The 15580-nt window shown below is 57.7% G+C and carries 14 protein-coding genes and 3 pseudogenes; 14 read left to right on the top strand and 3 right to left on the bottom strand.

Going from position 1 to position 15580, the window contains the following annotated elements; translation table 11 throughout:
• Window positions 1-46 precede the first annotated feature (46 nt).
• Window positions 47-226 (top strand): annotated as a pseudogene (locus tag ALO64_RS14645) (DUF2177 family protein); the annotation flags it as partial.
• Between the two features lie 78 nt (window positions 227-304).
• Here the strand turns inward: ALO64_RS14645 and ALO64_RS14640 are convergent.
• Complete coding sequence (locus ALO64_RS14640; RefSeq protein WP_044345015.1) at window positions 305-685, bottom strand: hypothetical protein; 381 nt, start codon at window positions 683-685, stop codon at window positions 305-307.
• A 264-nt stretch (window positions 686-949) separates the two neighbouring features.
• Here ALO64_RS14640 and ALO64_RS24430 point away from each other — a divergent pair, with 264 nt between their 5' ends.
• The 3 genes from ALO64_RS24430 (at window position 950) to def (ending at window position 2892) form a co-directional block, all read left to right on the top strand.
• Complete coding sequence (locus tag ALO64_RS24430; RefSeq protein ID WP_052508585.1) at window positions 950-1111, top strand: CsbD family protein; 162 nt, start codon at window positions 950-952, stop codon at window positions 1109-1111.
• Between the two features lie 226 nt (window positions 1112-1337).
• Window positions 1338-2306 (top strand): YihY/virulence factor BrkB family protein, encoded by a 969-nt coding sequence (locus ALO64_RS14635; RefSeq protein WP_002554398.1) that lies wholly within the window; start codon window positions 1338-1340, stop codon window positions 2304-2306.
• 46 nt (window positions 2307-2352) lie between these two features.
• Window positions 2353-2892, top strand: a complete 540-nt coding sequence (gene def, locus ALO64_RS14630) for a peptide deformylase (protein WP_044345014.1) — start codon at window positions 2353-2355, stop codon at window positions 2890-2892.
• 24 nt (window positions 2893-2916) lie between these two features.
• On the opposite strand, the gene ALO64_RS14625 is transcribed toward def, so the two are convergent.
• On the bottom strand, window positions 2917-3327 hold the full coding sequence (locus ALO64_RS14625; RefSeq protein WP_044345013.1) for a GNAT family N-acetyltransferase: 411 nt from the start codon (window positions 3325-3327) through the stop codon (window positions 2917-2919).
• A gap of 122 nt (window positions 3328-3449) precedes the next feature.
• On the opposite strand from ALO64_RS14625, the pseudogene ALO64_RS14620 reads away from it, so the two are divergent.
• From ALO64_RS14620 to ALO64_RS14585, 8 genes and pseudogenes are all read left to right on the top strand, one after another.
• A pseudogene (locus ALO64_RS14620) lies at window positions 3450-4456 on the top strand (ABC transporter substrate-binding protein).
• A 134-nt stretch (window positions 4457-4590) separates the two neighbouring features.
• Complete coding sequence (locus ALO64_RS14615; protein ID WP_010213159.1) at window positions 4591-5091, top strand: hypothetical protein; 501 nt, start codon at window positions 4591-4593, stop codon at window positions 5089-5091.
• Between the two features lie 28 nt (window positions 5092-5119).
• The gene (locus tag ALO64_RS14610) at window positions 5120-5557 is read left to right on the top strand and encodes a nucleoside deaminase (RefSeq protein WP_002554393.1); all 438 of its coding nucleotides are present in this window, start codon (window positions 5120-5122) and stop codon (window positions 5555-5557) included.
• A gap of 338 nt (window positions 5558-5895) precedes the next feature.
• Window positions 5896-6696, top strand: a complete 801-nt coding sequence (locus tag ALO64_RS14605) for an alpha/beta fold hydrolase (protein ID WP_044345012.1) — start codon at window positions 5896-5898, stop codon at window positions 6694-6696.
• Window positions 6674-7861, top strand: a complete 1188-nt coding sequence (locus tag ALO64_RS14600; RefSeq protein ID WP_044345011.1) for a PAS domain-containing sensor histidine kinase — start codon at window positions 6674-6676, stop codon at window positions 7859-7861. The genes ALO64_RS14605 and ALO64_RS14600 overlap by 23 nt, the downstream gene beginning before the upstream one ends.
• 116 nt (window positions 7862-7977) lie before the next feature.
• Window positions 7978-9162 carry a GAF domain-containing sensor histidine kinase gene (locus tag ALO64_RS14595; RefSeq protein WP_044345010.1) on the top strand — a complete coding sequence of 395 codons (1185 nt, stop codon included), beginning with the start codon at window positions 7978-7980 and terminating at the stop codon, window positions 9160-9162.
• 240 nt (window positions 9163-9402) lie between these two features.
• Window positions 9403-9723, top strand: coding sequence for a hypothetical protein (locus ALO64_RS14590; protein WP_002552537.1), 321 nt, complete (start codon window positions 9403-9405; stop codon window positions 9721-9723).
• Between the two features lie 62 nt (window positions 9724-9785).
• Entirely contained in the window at window positions 9786-10949 is a 1164-nt protein-coding gene (locus tag ALO64_RS14585; RefSeq protein WP_002552538.1) for a PQQ-dependent sugar dehydrogenase, read from the top strand.
• A gap of 92 nt (window positions 10950-11041) precedes the next feature.
• On the opposite strand, the gene ALO64_RS14580 is transcribed toward ALO64_RS14585, so the two are convergent.
• Window positions 11042-11350, bottom strand: a complete 309-nt coding sequence (locus tag ALO64_RS14580) for a PepSY domain-containing protein (protein ID WP_004657615.1) — start codon at window positions 11348-11350, stop codon at window positions 11042-11044.
• 299 nt (window positions 11351-11649) lie between these two features.
• On the opposite strand from ALO64_RS14580, the pseudogene ALO64_RS14575 reads away from it, so the two are divergent.
• Window positions 11650-13474, top strand: a pseudogene (locus ALO64_RS14575) (TonB-dependent siderophore receptor).
• 384 nt (window positions 13475-13858) lie between these two features.
• Entirely contained in the window at window positions 13859-15175 is a 1317-nt protein-coding gene (locus ALO64_RS14570) for an MFS transporter (RefSeq protein ID WP_044345009.1), read from the top strand.
• The last annotated feature ends 405 nt before the right edge of the window (window positions 15176-15580 follow it).

Genomic DNA, 15580 nt, shown 5'->3' with positions numbered 1-15580 from the left:
ATTTCGGCTATGATAACCGATTTCAAAATCCCACAATTTGCAGCCGCGGGCTGCCCTGTTCAGTGGCCTGCTGGGGCTGGTTGCCTACGGCACTTATGACCTGACCAACTGGGCCACCTTGCAGGGCTGGCCTGCGCAACTGGCGCTGGTGGACCTTGCGTGGGGCACAGTGGTATCGGCATTGGCCGGGACGGCGGGGTATCTGGCGGTGCGTCGGTTTACGTGAAGCGGCAGGCCGGGATGAGGTTGCCGATTGGCAACTTTCATCCCGAGCCGTGCGGGAACGTGACGACTGCTGGTGGAGCTATTTTTGCAAGAAGGCGGCAAAACCCAGGTTGCTGCCCTTGGGGCGCATGTCCTTGAGGAATGAATCCTTGTCGGCGCTCAGCTCCAGGCTGACGGTCGGCTTGCGTTTGTCCGCATTGCGCACTTCAAGGCCTTCCATGTGATCGCGCATGAACACCGTGGTCACTTTCAGGTGCAGCAACTGGTCGGTTTCAGGTGTGTGCAGCAGCAAGTGCAGCCATTCGTACTGACCCACTTGCAGGCGCGGCACAGGCAGGTCGAACCACCAGATGTTTCTTTTTGGGTCCAGCACGGCGAAGTGCGTGTTATTGACGCCGAGCACCGCGCCGTCCAAGTCCTGGTTTCTGCGTGCAATGGCCAGCTTTTTATCGAGTTTCATAACGTTCCTGTGCATCGGTTTGTTCAGCGTGTCGGCCCTGCCGGACAACAGTGGCGCGCATTCTCGCACAAACTTCGATGCAAACTCGCCGTCGGCGGCGCTAAAAACGCGCCATTGCAAATGGCAGACGAGTGGCATCAGCCGGCCAGAAAATAGTTGAAACTCTTCGCGACAGCCGCAGGTCAACCATTTTGTCGAGTACGACATCCGATTCCAGCGCGGTCTTCAGACCCAGGAGATTCACGATGAGCTAAAGCCAAAGGTATGGCCAACGAAGCCGTTGGTAACGTCAAGCAGGCTGTTGGCAAGGCTACCGACAACACCAAACTGCGGGCTGAAGGCAAGGCGCAAGAGCTGAAAGGCGAAGGCCAGCAAGCCAAAGGCAAAGCCAAGGACGCGATCAAGAAGGGCGTGGACAAGGCTTGAGTCGATGGGGCCCGGGGCTTTCATTCCGGGATCAGGCAAGACCGATAACGGCCATCCGCGGATGGCCGTTATGCTTTCTGCTCTGCGGGACTGAAACCTTTCACGACCTGTCCAGTCAATGTGCCATCGGTATTCGCATCTCTGCGCCACATACGGGACACTGCATGCATGAAGTACCGGTTTTCAGGATGTGAGGTTTTCCAGTAAGGGAGCGAGAGGAAGCGCCATGATTTTCCCCCATTTGCGTAAATTGAAAGTCAGCAAGGTGCTGGTGAGAACCGTCAACGAGTTCCTCGACGACGAGATGTCCACCTACGCCTCGGCACTGGCTTATCAGATGCTGTTCTCTCTGTTTCCGTTTCTGCTGTTTCTGATCGCATTGATCGGCTTTCTGCACCTGCCGGACTTTTTTTCCTGGTTGCGGCTGCAATCGGAATTCCTCTTGCCGCCCCAGGCGCTCGAGCAGGTCAACCCGGTCATCGACCAGTTGCAACAGTCCAAGGGTGGCCTGCTGTCCATCGGTATCGTGATCGCGCTGTGGACTGCTTCAGCAGGTGTGCGCCTGATGATGAGTGCCATGAACGCTGCCTACGACGTGGTCGAAGGGCGGCCTATCTGGAAGCGCCTCCCGCTGTCGATCCTGTATACCGTAGGCATTGCCGGCATGTTGCTCGCGGCCGCAGCTTTCATGGTGCTGGGGCCGCAAGTGATGAACTGGATTGCAGCCCAGATCGGCATGGAAGACTTCATCGTGACGCTGTGGACCATCCTGCGCTGGCCGGCGATCATCATTCTGCTGATGGTTGCGGTGGCGCTGATCTATTACGTGATGCCTGACGTCAAACAGGAGTTTCGCTTTATTACCCCAGGCTCGGTGCTGGCGGTGGTGGTATGGATCGTTGCTTCACTGGCGTTTGGTTTTTACGTCAAGACCTTTGCCGATTACAACGCCATGTACGGCAGTATCGGCGCGATCATTGTCCTGCTGCTGTACTTCTACATTTCGGCTGCCGTGCTGTTATTGGGGGCTGAAATGAATGCGGTGATCGAACATATGTCCGCCGAAGGCAAGGACGCAGGCGAGAAGGAAGCCGGTGACGGGCTGGGCGAGGAAAGCAGCGAAACAGGCAAACAGCACGTTTCCGGCCTGGGCCGCGATCACTCGGTGCCACTGCAGAAGGCTGACGAAACCTGATCGCGTTCTGTGGCAAGATTGCTTTTTAGGCAAGGAACACGCAGCCATGATCCGTAGCATCCTGAAAATGGGCGATGAGCGCCTGTTGCGCATCGCCCCTCCGGTGCCCGCAGACATGTTCGGCAGCAGCGAACTCAACACGCTGATTGCCGATATGTTCGAGACCATGCACAGCGTGGGCGGTGTGGGCCTTGCCGCACCGCAGATCGGCATTGATCTGCAACTGGTCATTTTCGGTTTCGAGCGCAGTGAGCGCTATCCCCAGGCCGAGGCGGTCCCTCAGACCATCCTGCTCAACCCGCTGATTACCCCATTGAACCCGAGCCTGGAAGAAGGTTGGGAAGGGTGTCTGTCGGTGCCGGGGTTACGGGGTATGGTGAACCGTTACCAGAGCATTCGCTACGAAGGTTTCGACCCTGACGGCCAGCGGATCGAGCGTGTTGCCCATGGATTTCATGCGCGGGTCGTGCAGCATGAATGCGACCACCTGATTGGTCGTCTCTACCCGTCGCGCATTACCGATTTCAGCAAGTTCGGCTTCATGGACGTAATTTTCCCGGACATGGACCCCAATGCCGATGAGTGATCTTCCGGCGGCTCTGCAAAACCGTCAGGCTTCCCGACAGAGCGCAATCAGCGGTTTGCTGCGGCTGTAGCGCATGAATTTCTCGCCGAGGGTGTGTGGCAGACGTTGTGCTGTCTCAAACCCGGCAAGTTGGTAAAAAACCAGCAAATCCGGATGGCAGAACAGCCACACCGGCCCGGCCAGCGGTTGCAGCGCGGCATCGATCAAGCTTCGCGCCACTGTCTTCCCGCGCATGGGGGGCGCTACGAACAGCCCGGTCAGCCAATGTCCCTCAGCGACGGGCGTCAGGCACAAGGCACCGATGATTTCTGCCTGCTTCGCCACCCACGCCTGCCCCTTGCTGGCCGCACGCATCGATGACTGATGCTCGCGGTAAAACTTGCCCAGCAGCGGGCGGCACGCATCGGGTAACGGGTAAAAGCGGATTTCAGACATCGCGGACGGGCTCGGTACGTGGGCTGCGCATCATACAGAGGCTAAAGCCGTGACAACTAATCGCCAAGGGCTGCTGTCGATAGTTTCAGACCCGTTTTTTTTTCGCGCCATTTGAGGTGAGCATGAAATCGATAACACGACTATTGGGCTGTTCACTTCTGGCGCTGGGGCTAGGGCTGCTTGGGCAGACAGCAGGGGCGGCTGAAAAAAACGCGCTTATCCAGTTCGGTGCGCTCACTTGGGAAAGTGGCAGCCTGATCACCGAGGTGCTGCGTACCCTTGTCGAGAAAGGCTATGGCTACCGTACTGATACCTTGCCCGGCAGCACCGTCAGCCTGGAAACCGCGCTGGCAAAAAACGACATTCAGGTGATCGCTGAAGAGTGGACCGGACGCAGCCCGGTGTGGGTCAAGGCTGAAGCTGACGGTAAGGTGCTCGGTCTGGGCAACATCGTCAAAGGCGCGACCGAAGGCTGGTGGGTGCCTGAGTACGTGATCAAGGGCGATGCCGCCAAAGGTATCAAACCTGTAGCGCCCGACTGAAGTCTGTCGCTGACCTGGCGCGCTACAAGGACGTTTTCAAAGACCCTGAATCGCCCGACAAGGGCCGTTTTCTGAACAGCCCGAGCGGTTGGACTTCGGAGATCGTCAACACCCAAAAGCTCAAGGCTTATGGCTTGACAGACAGCTTCGTCAACTTTCGCACCGGCTCGGGCGCGGCGCTGGACGCCGAAGTCGCATCGGCCATACGGCGTGGCAAGCCAGTGCTGTTCTATTACTGGTCACCCACACCCCTGCTGGGCAAGTACAAGCTGATCAAGCTGGAAGAGCCCGCTTTCGATGCAGAAGCCTGGAAAACCCTGACCGACGCCAGTAATCCCAACCCGCGTGGCACCTCTTCGCTGGCGGCGAAGCTGTCTATTGGTGTGTCGGCAGAATACCCTGAGTTGGTGAGTGTTTTCAAAAACGTCGATTTCCCGATTGATCTGCTCAACCGGACATTGGGTGAAATGAGTGACAAACATGAGGACCCCGGCGTGGCCGCCGCCAGGTTCCTCAAACAGCACCCTGAGGTCTGGAAAGCCTGGTTGCCAGCCGATGTTGCCGCCAAAGTCAGTCACAGTCTGTGACTGTTGCGCTGCAAGGATCATGGAAGGGGCATAGCTGATAACGTCATCAATGGCCGGTATACGACGTGTCGGGTGGTAAAGCCCTGCCGAGCTGTTAAGTTCAGGGCTCAGTCAATTCATGCTCAGGAGGAGCCATGGCTGATTACATCCAGGGCTCGCGAGGTGCGTGGCAGACCTGTCTGGCACTCATGGCCTGCCTGTGCCTGGACGCGATGCACCCGGTCAATGCTGAAGAAGCGGATGACATGGCGCTGGCGTTGGTGGAACAGCGAAATCTGGGCGAAGGTCTGGCGTGGCTGGGTTATCAGGTCGCCTCGCGCACAGCGACGTTTGCCGGTATCGTGCAAGCAATTGGCAAGACCGAAGCTCAGGAACTGGTGCAAAAAGAGTTGCAGCGCCTGCAACCTGAGTATCAATCGCAATGGGACCGCAATCTGGCAGCGGCCTATGCCCATTCATTTACGGCCGAGGAATTGCGTTCGCTCAATCAGGGCGAGGACTCGCCTTACCTGGTGAGCAGATTCAGAGCCAGAAACACCCAGGTCAGTGCCGACATGAAAGCCCGGTCCTCGGAGCTGCTGGGACAATTCGTAAGTCGTGCGCTGGGCAACGCTCAGGCAGCACTGCAACGCTGACATCCATTCGATGATATGAGGCAAAACCATGGACGCATTCATGCAGGCTGCAATCGATGAGGCACAACTAGGGCTGAAAGAAGGTGGAATCCCCATCGGTTCGGTCATTGTTCACGAGGGCAAGATCATTGGTCGGGGGCATAACCGCCGTGTGCAAGAGGGCAGTGCAACCAGGCACGGCGAAATGGATGCCCTCGAAAACGCCGGTCGCCAACCGGCCCGCGTGTACCGTGACGCGGTGCTCTATACCACGCTGTCTCCTTGTGCGATGTGCAGCGGGGCGATCCTGCTCTACGGCATTCGCAAGGTGATCGTCGGCGAGAACCAGTCGTTCATGGGCGAGGAAGAACTCCTACGCTCGCGTGGCGTGCAGATCGAGGTGCTTGATAACCAGGAGTGCAAGCACATGATGCAGGGCTTCATCGCCAGCAAGCCTGAGTTGTGGAACGAAGATATCGGCGAGTAAGGGGGGTGAAACCTCCAGGTCATGAGTCCGAGAACGGGCTCGGACCAGCGCAATTGCCACAATAGTCATCGCGATACTTGCCTGCCGTGCCAATGCTCTGCGTTGGCATGCCTTTGGTGAGATTCTGCGTCACACATCCTCAGCCTGGCGAGGCAGCGTGCATAACCGACGCTCAGGCCTCAATGCCCCGACCCTGATCATCGATCAATAATCTTCTTCCGCTCCGGACTTAAAGTGCTGTTTGTGCCACTAGTGTGCCTTTAACGGTGATAATCTCCTCTCATCATCATTACGGTATGCACAACAGGCCGGTTGCCTGGTTATTTTCGGAGCCCGATATGTCGGTCCAACAGCGCAATAACGTCAATATCGTGGGCGACGGACCGGCCACTCTGATTTTTGCTCATGGATTCGGCTGTGATCAGCACATGTGGCGCTTCATGGCTCCGCACTTCGCCGAACGCTTCAAGGTTATTCTGTTCGACCTGGTAGGCAACGGAGATTCCGACGTGTCGGCCTGGTACCCGCACAAATATGCGTCGCTCAAGGGCTATGCAAGCGACTTGCTGGAACTGGTCGACGAGTTCGCCGGAAACGGCCCGGTTGTGCATGTCGGTCATTCGGTCAGTTGCATGATTGCGGTGCTTGCTGAACTGCAGTCGCCCGGCCGGTTCGACGGCCATATCATGGTGGGTCCATCGCCCCATTACCTCAACGACGGTGATTACGTCGGCGGCTTCACTCGCGCTGATATCGACTCGTTGCTTGAGACGCTGGAAAGCAATTACCTGGGCTGGTCCAGCACCATGGCGCCGACACTCATGGGCGCCTCTGACCGGCCTGAACTGGGTGAAGAGCTTGCCAGCAGCTTCTGTCGTACCAATGCCGAGATTGCCAGGCAGTTTGCCCGCGTAACCTTTCTTTCCGACCATCGTGCCGATGTCGCGAAACTCAAAAGCAAGACGCTGATCATGCAAAGCAGCGATGATCTGGTGGTGCCGGTGCAGGTTGGCGAGTACCTGCACCGTGTCATTGCCGATAGCACCTTGCACATGATCGACAATGTTGGGCATTACCCGCACATGAGCGCGCCGCAGCAATGCATAACCGCCATGAATCAGTTTCTGGCGGACGGTTGAACAGGTGAGTCTGCCAGTGACAGAAGACCTGTACGAACATGCGGCCTGCGGTCTGTTGGTTACCTTGCCCAATGGCACCATTGAGCGTGCCAATCTGACGTTCTGCCGTTGGCTGGGCCTTGAGCGTGAAACTGTTCTGGGTCGCCGCCTTCAAGACCTGCTGAGTCTGGCAGGCAAAGTCTTCCTGCAAACCCATTGGGCGCCGCTGTTACAGACCCAGGGGTCGATTGCCGAGGTCAAGGTTGAATTGATCCATGCCGATGGCCGCGCCATTCCCATGATGCTCAATGCCGTACGCCGCGAGCATCCGACCGGGGTTTTGCATGAAGTGGCGGTGTTCATGGTCGAGGAGCGCAACAAGTACGAACGTGAACTGCTTGCTGCGCGCAAGATCGCCGAAGAGCTGTTGCAGCAACAGATGACTGTTCAGACAGAACTTACCTCGGCACGCAATCGCCTGCGTCTGGCTCACGCCGAGGCGGAAATACGGGCCATTTTTGCCGAGCAGATGATTGGCATCGTCAGCCACGACCTGCGTAACCCGCTGGCGGCAATCAAGATGGCGGCCGGGCTGCTGGAGCGCACGCAACTCGAGTCGCGACAAGAACGAATCCTCGGGCACATCCACCACTCCACTGATCGGGCCGACCGCATGATTGTGGATCTGCTGGATTTTACTCATGCCCGCGTCGGCAGCGGTATTGCCGTGGTCCCTCAGGCTATCGATCTGCACGCGGTTGTTGCTCGAGGCGTCGAAGAGCTGCGCCAGGTTTTCCCGCACAGGGTGCTGACGCATCGCAGCGAAGGACAGGGTGCGTGCTCGGCGGATCCGGATCGTCTCCTGCAAATGCTCGGCAATCTGGTGAGCAACGCCATCAACTATGGCACGGACGGCAGCGAGGTTTTGATCACGTCGTCCTTCGATACCTGGCTGATCAAGCTGTCGGTGCACAACGTCGGCGAACCCATACCGATGGAGAAGGTGGACGACCTGTACGAACCGGTCGTACGGGTGGTCAGCGACAGTGACGAAACCCGCACAGTCGGGCTTGGCCTGTTCATTGTTCGTGAGATTGTTCGAGCCCATCTGGGTGAGGTGACGGTTCGCTCGTCGGTTGAGGAGGGTACAACGTTCACAGTGGCCTTCCCGCGCCCTCCTGCATGAGTGAACGTACGGCCAGGTTTTTTTCGGTCAACGTGGCGTATTCACGGGTGCACAATGATCGTTACAGACCTAAACTAAACGCTGCGCCATTACCTCAAGGCTGATACAGGTTCTCCATGCGGCAATCCATTTCAAATGATGTAGCCAAGATAAGCCGGATCAGCGCGGTTCCGGCCATCCTGCAAGTCATCACCGAATCAACCGGCCTGGGCTTTGCCGCCGTGGCGCGTGTCACCGAAAGTACCTGGATGGCTTGCGCGGTTCTGGACAAGCTGGATTTTGGTTTGAAACCCGGCGGCGAGCTGGAACTCAGCAGCACAATCTGCCACGAGATTCGCAGCTCCCACAAGGCTGTGGTGATTGATCATGTCGCTGAGGATCCGCTGTTTTGTGAGCACCATACGCCGCGGTTATACAACTTCCAGAGTTACATATCGGTACCGATCTTCCTCTCCAATGGCACCTTTTTCGGCACTATCTGTGCGCTGGACCCCAAACCCGCCAAGCTGACGGGTACCCCCATCGAGTCGATGATGGCGTCTTTTGCGCGTCTTCTGGCACTGCAGATCGAGGCCGAGGAAAACCTGCAGCAAGTGCGTGAAGACCTTCTGGCCGAGCGTGAGGTGGCAGAGCTGCGCGAGCAGTTCATCGCCGTTCTGGGGCACGACCTGCGCAACCCTTTGTTTGCCATCAATGCCAGTGCCGAATTGCTGCTGCGTCGGCCACTGGATGAAAAGGCCCTGCAAGTCGTGCAACACATCCTGACGTCTGGCAAACGCGCCTCACAACTGGTCGACGACGTGCTCGACTTTGCCCGCGGCCGGATGGGGCATGGTATTCCGCTGAGCATGCATGATGCACACAGGCTGGATGAAACGCTTGAACATGTTGTGTCAGAGATACGCCGCGTTCACCCGTCCCGGCTGATCAAGTCGGATATAAAGATGCTGGAGCGTATTCGCTGCGACCACGAGCGGATCGCACAATTGCTGTCCAATCTGGTGTCCAACGCGATCAGTCACGGTGATCCCCAAAGCCCGGTCGAGGTGACAGCGGGCGTGCGCGGTGATCTGTTTCTACTCAGCGTTACCAATCAGGGCGAGCCGATACCCGAGTCCGTTCGTTCGCAGTTGTTCCTCCCTTACTCACGGCCAATCACTGACGAGCCGCAAGCCGGGCTAGGCCTGGGGCTCTATATCGCCAGCGAAATAGCCCTGGCGCATGGCGGTACGCTTGAAGTGTGCTCGACACAAGAGCAGGGTACTGTCTTCACGTTCAGGATGCCTTTGAAGTCGGCGTAGATACGCCCGCAAACCACGATGTGTGACCTGTGCGTGGCGCTTCCTTGCCCTGCGCCAGGGCCAAGCCTGCGTGGCGTCGCGCATGGCTGAAGGTACGCGCTTTGACCATCCTTGTTACAAACTCTCACACCGCTATGCTTGCTCATCGACACTGTCGGGTCGAACCTGAGGCCTGGGCTGCCGTCAAAGGCCTGAGTCTTCACGGTTACCCCGCAGTTTCACCTTTGCCAAGAGGTAGTGATGAACAGTTTTTTGCGCAATCTTGTAGGGGGCGTGCTGGTTGCGTCATGTGGCATCGGTGCTGTTCAGGCGCAGACACTGCCAAACAGCACACTCAACAACGGCGCCAGCAGCAACCCCTATAACAGCCCGATCAAGCGCTCCAACCCCAACAGCCGTCAGGGCACCGAGTCAATCACGCCCCGCGCGCCCGGCTCCAATATTGCGCCGCCTGTGCGCAGGCCTACGCTGGAGAACGGCGGTATCGGCAACGGCTACCCCACGCGCCAGAATGCTCCGCGTCCCTCTACGCCGACAACCGACCCCAGCCGCGCCAACTGAATCTTCAACCAAGCGAGCCCGTTTCACCGCGGGACGTCGACTCAATGCATAAGGAAACGCTCATGCTTAGAAAAACCCTGATCGCCACTTGGTGTGCTGCTGCCATTCTGAGCCTGCCGCTGACGGCAAGCGCCGCCCCGGAAACCTACAAAAGCGAACAAGGCACCGTCACGGTCACCCCGGTTGCCGAAGGTCTGGATCACCCATGGGCACTGGCATTTCTGCCTGACAAGCAGGGCATTCTGGTGACGGAGCGCTCCGGCAACCTGCGTATCGTGTCGGCGGACGGCAAATTATCCGAGCCGCTTTCCGGTGTGCCGCAAGTCTGGGCAAGAAAACAGGGTGGGCTGCTCGACGTCGTGCTTTCCCCGGACTTCGCCAAGGACCGCATGGTCTACCTGACCTACTCCGAAGGCAGTGGCAAAACCGCTGCCGAGGGAGATACTGCGGGTACTGCGGCAGGGCGTGGTCGTCTGTCCAAAGACATGACCCGTCTGGAAGACTTCGAGGTTATCTTCCGTCAGCAACCAAAACTCTCGGTGGGCAACCACTTCGGCGCGCGGATGGTATTCGATCGCGATGGTTATCTGTTTATCGCGCTGGGCGAGAACAACGATCGTCCCACTGCGCAAGACCTGGACAAGCTGCAAGGCAAGATCGTACGTATCTATCCGGATGGTAGTGTGCCGAAAGACAACCCTTTTGTCGGGCAGAAAAACGTCCGGCCCGAGATCTGGTCCTACGGCCATCGCAACCAGCAGGGCGCAGCGCTCAACCCGTGGACCGGTACGTTGTGGACCAACGAGCATGGGCCCAAGGGCGGCGATGAATTGAACATCATCGAACGTGGCCAGAATTACGGCTGGCCGATTGCGACCCACGGTATCAATTATTCGGGCGAGCCGATTCCGGAAGCCAAAGGCAAGTTTGTCGAAGGCACAAAAGTACCGTTTCAGGTCTGGGAAGTGTCACCGGGCATCAGCGGTATGGCGTTCTATGACCACAGCCTGTTCAAGGCGTGGGATCACAATCTGTTCATCGGCGCGCTGGCCACTGAGGAATTGATCAGGCTGCAATTTGATGGCGACAAGATCGTTCATGAAGAACGGCTGTTGAAAGGCATGAAACAGCGGATACGCGATGTGCGTCAGGGGCCGGACGGTTACTTGTATTTGTTGACGGATGAAGACAAGGGGAAGTTACTGAAAGTCGGGTTGGCTCAGTAATAGCTTGTTAAAGCTTTGAAAAAGAAAATTCCCACAATGTAGTGGGAGTTTTCTTATGGTTTCTCGGTGCGATAACTGTTGGGGCAGTCGGATCAGTTATCCTTTGCGTCACGTACCACTTCGCCCGTCTTGGCATCGACGTCGTAGTTCCATTCCACACCCTTGGCGTCTTTCAGTTCGATCTTATAGACCAGGCGGCCGTCGCGTTCTTTTTCCAGCTCGGTATCGTGGACCGTGAAGCCTGTGTGCTTGGCAACGGCCTGCTTGTTGAACTGTTCAAAGTCACCCAATGCCTGAGACTTGTAAAGGCGGATCACTTCATCGGGACCAACGTCGGCCTGGGCGGCACCTGCAACAGCAGTGAGGGCAACAGCGGCGAAGACGGCAGGCATAAGTTTCATAGGGTATTCCTTTCTGATTGATCTGTTTCAATGGATTCGTGACACGCTGATTGGTTCAGCGGTTTTGTTGAATTCAGATTAGCCACACTTACTTAATTCATGCTTAATTATTCCGGTGCGCAACGTTTTTTGCGGTGGCTTCTTTCCCTGATACGTAAGTAGAGTTTTTCCGCGTCATTCGTTTACCGGCAGACCGTCACGCAAAGGTTGAAAAAACCGGCAGTGAACGTAAAAGGTTGGCCCCCTGCCGGAAGGTGCATCGCGTCTGTCCAGGCACCTGTCCTTGCGGAGTCTGATCGATGAGTACGCCCTACCGACCTGCCATGCGTCATGCCTGGCGATTGTTACCGTTGGGCATGGCTGTTGCCTCGCAGCTAATGGCTGCGGATCCGCTCACTCTGGACGCGGTCAACGTGACCGGGTTCAGCGAACAGGAAGGTGCCAGCGACTATAAAGCTGGTCGGGCGTCGATTTACGGGTTTGATCAGGCTTCGCTGCTGGATACGCCTGCCTCGGTTTCAGTGTTCAGCGAAGCGCTGATCAAGGACCGTCAGGCAAAACTGCTGAGTGACGTGCTGCGCAACGATGCCTCGGTCGGCGACGGCTATGCGCCGGTAGGCTATTACGAAAACTTTGTGGTGCGCGGCTTCTCATTGAACGCGGCCAACAGTTATCGCATCAACGGCCGCAGCATTGCCGGCGAGCAGAACGTGGCGCTGGAGAACAAGCAGCAGGTCGAGTTGCTCAAGGGGCTGTCCGGCTTGCAGAGCGGCGTTTCAGAGCCCGGTGGTGTCAAACTGGTCCAATCCGGTGGGCATCGACTCGCTGAACATGAGCGGGCGTTTCGAATACCGGTTCAACGACAGCTGGAAGGGCAGCCTGAGTGCGTCGCGCAGTCGCGTGGTCATTGATGACTACAGCGCCTTTGCGTGGGGCTGTTACGGCTCGGCCAGCTGCGCAGCCGAAGCGGTACCCAACCACTTCGGCGCCGAGGGTGGCTACGACATCTACGACTTCCGCAGCCCGGACGACACGCGCCGTAACGACGAGGTCGAAGCGGCAATGTCCGGTACGTTCAATACCGGATCACTGGGGCACGAGCTGACCTTCGGCACCAGCGCCTACCGCCGCACCGTGGACACGCGCGGGACCTTCAATGAATTCGTCGGCTCGGGCACGATCAACGAGTCGCCTGAATCGGTGGCACCGTCGCCTTTGACACTGCCACATACCGAGCGCCGTCTGGACAGCCGCCAGTACGGGCTGTTTATCACCGACCGGATCAGTTTCAACGAGCACTGGCAGACCGTGCTGGGCGGGCGACAAGTGCGGCTCGACGAGCAGGCGTTTACCGAAGACGGCAGCGACGCAAGACACACCGAGCGTTACGTGTTCCTGCCGCAGGCGGCATTGATCTACAAACCGGTGGACAACGTTTCGCTCTACACCAGCTACAGCAAAGGCCTCTCGCTGGGCGGGACAGCTGCCTGGTTCACTACCAACGCCAGTGAAATTCTTGCGCCCACCGTGTCTCGACAACTGGAAGCGGGTATCAAGTATGACTGGCAGCGTATGAGCCTGACGGCCGCAGTGTTTCAAGCCCGTCAGGCTTACCAGTATTCCAGGCCCAACGATGACGGCACGTTTACCTATGTGCAGCAAGGCGAGCAGAAAAACACCGGGCTTGAACTGGGCGCGAGTGGCTGGGTGACCGACCGCCTGCAGATATCCGCCAGTGCGGCGGCCGTCCGGGCGCGCGTTGAAGACAGCGGCACCGAGGCCTATGACGATCATCAGGCCCTCAATGTGCCCAAATACCGTGGCACCCTGCAAGCGGACTATAGCCTGCCGGTGCCCGGGCTCGCCTTACTCGGCGGGATGCAGTACAGCGCCAGCAAGTACGCTGACCGTGAAGGCTCCGTGCAGGTCAATGACTACACACTGTTCAATATCGGCAGCCGTTACAGCACCCGAATCAGCGGCTACGACACTGTCGTGCGCCTGACCGTCGACAACCTCTTCGACAAACGCTACTGGCGTGATGCCGGGGAGTATCTGGGTGACGACTACCTATTCATGGGCGCACCCAGAACGGCAAGATTGTCGGCCACCGTCAACTTTTAGTGGACGGGCTCTACTGCACGGAGCGTTGGCACGATCGTCGGGATTCTCGTTCCACACGCTCCAGCGTGGGAGTGCGGTTCACGACGCTCTGCGTCGTCAAGAGGACGCGGAGCGTCCAGAAATGGCATGCGACGCGGGGCGCCGCACGATAGTTGAAGTGATCGTTCCTCACGCTCCAGCGTGGGAGTGAAGTTCATGACGCTCTGCGTCGTCAAGAGGACGCGGAGCGTCCAGAAACGACATGCGACGCGGAGCGCCGCACGATAGTTGCGATCATCGTTCCCGCTACAGGCCTCAGCTCCGTATCAGTGCGCCCGCAAGCTTTGCTATTCTTCGCGCCCTGTGAGCGCCAGGCGCTTTTTTCAGCCATGTTTCGGGGGCTTCATGACGGCCATCGTTCAATCCACTCCCCAGCCCTTCAGCAGAGCCGACTACAAGACCCTGGGTCTTGCGGCGTTGGGTGGCGCGCTGGAAATCTACGACTTCATTATCTTCGTATTCTTTGCGCTGACCCTCAGCCAGCTGTTTTTTCCGCCCGACATGCCCGAGTGGCTGCGTCTGCTGCAAAGCTTCGGGATCTTCGTGACAGGCTATCTCGCACGTCCGCTGGGCGGCATTCTGATGGCGCATTTTGCCGACCGGCTGGGACGCAAGCGGGTGTTCAGCCTGAGTATTCTGATGATGGCCCTGCCTTGTCTGCTGATCGGCATCATGCCCACCTACGCACAGATTGGTTACTGGGCGCCGCTGGTGCTGCTGGCGTTACGCATTCTGCAGGGCGCAGCGGTCGGCGGCGAGGTACCCAGTGCCTGGGTCTTCGTGGCAGAGCACGCACCCCAGGGGCATCGCGGCTACGCACTCGGGGTTTTGCAAGCCGGTCTGACGTTTGGATACCTGCTCGGTGCGCTGACCGCAACATGGCTGGCAAGGGTCTTCAGCCCGGGTGAGATCCTTGACTGGGCGTGGCGCATTCCGTTTCTGCTTGGCGGCGTTTTCGGTGTAGTGGGCGTCTGGCTGCGTCGCTGGCTGAACGAAACGCCAGTGTTCATTGCCATGCACGCCCAGCGTGAAAACCTGCCTGCACTGCCGCTTGGCCAGGTCCTGCGCGATCATCGCCAATCCTTGCTGCCTGCCGCGCTGTTGACGTTTGTGCTGACGTCCGCGGTGGTCGTGCTGGTGGTGATTATCCCGACGGTCATGCAGCAGCGCTTCGTGATCAGCGCCAGCAATACCTTCGCCCTGAGCGCAGTGGGCATCGTCTTCCTCAATATCGGCTGCGTGCTGGCAGGCATGCTGGTTGACCGCATCGGTGCGTGGCGCGGGGTCATCATCTACAGCCTGCTGCTGCCGCTGGGTATAGGCGTGCTTTACGCCAGCCTCATCCAGCAATGGATGCCGCTGGGTATCGCCTACGCCATTGCAGGGCTGGCCTGCGGGGTTGTCGGCGTGGTGCCTTCGGTGATGGTCGGACTGTTCCCTGCGAACATTCGTGTGTCAGGCATCTCGTTCACTTACAACATTGCCTACGCTTTTTGGGCGAGTACCACGCCATTGCTGCTCATCGCGCTGATGCCCTGGAATATCTGGGTTTGCGTGCTTTACAGCCTGGTCATGGGGATTGTGGGTCTGACGACCGCAGCGGTATTCGGCCTGCGCCGGGGTGTAGTGGTAGATGACCTTGCAACCGGCAGAAGCGGATAGCGCCAAGCCTGTTCCTGCTGGCGCGACTCTTTCTCGCACGCAGCCGCTCATCTCTGTGGGCGGTTTTCGCAAATGAAACATATCAAGAAAGTTCCTCAAGTCAGGCGCTGTCAATTGTAACAAGTGATTGTAATTCTGTTTGCTCAAGTCTATCTTGCGCCCCTCTATATTATTTTTATTTATTGAGCTGGTGTGCTCTTGCCTGCCACGATTCCAACGTGGCTCGGCTGGCGGGTTATTTATGATTTCATTAAATTGATAGTCGTAATTTTTCTGTATTTTCTGTAGGAGATTTCTTCAGCCGTTTATTAATTAACGATTATTCTTACAGGTCTTTGTTTTTGGCAAGGTTTTGGTTTTTATTCGGGTTTAATGAAAAACAATACTAAGGATTCTCCGATCAAG

The sequence above is a fragment of the Pseudomonas meliae genome, assembly GCF_001400515.1.
GTDB classification, from domain to species: Bacteria; Pseudomonadota; Gammaproteobacteria; order Pseudomonadales; family Pseudomonadaceae; genus Aquipseudomonas; species Aquipseudomonas amygdali.
Note: the sequence above shows the minus strand (reverse complement) of the source record. Positions and strands in the feature narration are given on the sequence as shown.

Coding starts and splice junctions, on each gene's coding strand:
- ALO64_RS24430 (WP_052508585.1), top strand. CDS start 950: ATGGCCAACGAAGCCGTTGGTAACGTCAAGCAGGCTGTTGGCAAGGCT.
- ALO64_RS14640 (WP_044345015.1), bottom strand. CDS start 685: ATGAAACTCGATAAAAAGCTGGCCATTGCACGCAGAAACCAGGACTTG.
- ALO64_RS14595 (WP_044345010.1), top strand. CDS start 7,978: ATGCGGCAATCCATTTCAAATGATGTAGCCAAGATAAGCCGGATCAGC.
- ALO64_RS14580 (WP_004657615.1), bottom strand. CDS start 11,350: ATGAAACTTATGCCTGCCGTCTTCGCCGCTGTTGCCCTCACTGCTGTT.
- ALO64_RS14610 (WP_002554393.1), top strand. CDS start 5,120: ATGGACGCATTCATGCAGGCTGCAATCGATGAGGCACAACTAGGGCTG.
- def (WP_044345014.1), top strand. CDS start 2,353: ATGATCCGTAGCATCCTGAAAATGGGCGATGAGCGCCTGTTGCGCATC.
- ALO64_RS14635 (WP_002554398.1), top strand. CDS start 1,338: ATGATTTTCCCCCATTTGCGTAAATTGAAAGTCAGCAAGGTGCTGGTG.
- ALO64_RS14605 (WP_044345012.1), top strand. CDS start 5,896: ATGTCGGTCCAACAGCGCAATAACGTCAATATCGTGGGCGACGGACCG.
- ALO64_RS14625 (WP_044345013.1), bottom strand. CDS start 3,327: ATGTCTGAAATCCGCTTTTACCCGTTACCCGATGCGTGCCGCCCGCTG.
- ALO64_RS14585 (WP_002552538.1), top strand. CDS start 9,786: ATGCTTAGAAAAACCCTGATCGCCACTTGGTGTGCTGCTGCCATTCTG.
- ALO64_RS14570 (WP_044345009.1), top strand. CDS start 13,859: ATGACGGCCATCGTTCAATCCACTCCCCAGCCCTTCAGCAGAGCCGAC.
- ALO64_RS14590 (WP_002552537.1), top strand. CDS start 9,403: ATGAACAGTTTTTTGCGCAATCTTGTAGGGGGCGTGCTGGTTGCGTCA.
- ALO64_RS14615 (WP_010213159.1), top strand. CDS start 4,591: ATGGCTGATTACATCCAGGGCTCGCGAGGTGCGTGGCAGACCTGTCTG.